Here is a 291-nt window from a genome sequence, read left to right on the forward strand (position 1 = left end):
GTTTCACCAGTGATCTTTTGAACCGTCCGACCCCTCATTTTTCCTATTGTTACCACCCCACTATCAAGTCCATCCACATTTCTTCACACAACCCACTCAACCTGCTTCACAAGTCCACATCCACCCACAACCATATCATTCCTTTGATCACCATATCCACCATCTCCCCCTTTCCCCTCAACCTCAATCAACAACTCACATCTATTCCCAAACAACACCCCTTCCCTTCTTCCAATTCTTCCCACTGCATATTCAGGCCCAGTCTCCAACGCAATCATCAGATCTCCTTTC

The 291-nt window shown here is 46.7% G+C and carries 1 pseudogene; it reads right to left on the bottom strand.

The features are described 5' to 3' along the window. Positions 1 to 83: 83 nt before the first annotated feature. Positions 84 to 291, bottom strand: a pseudogene (locus FS736_RS23645) (N-acetyldiaminopimelate deacetylase); the annotation flags it as partial.

Source organism: Cytobacillus oceanisediminis 2691 (assembly GCF_007678455.1).
GTDB classification, from domain to species: Bacteria; Bacillota; Bacilli; order Bacillales; family Cytobacillaceae; genus Mesobacillus; species Mesobacillus oceanisediminis_A.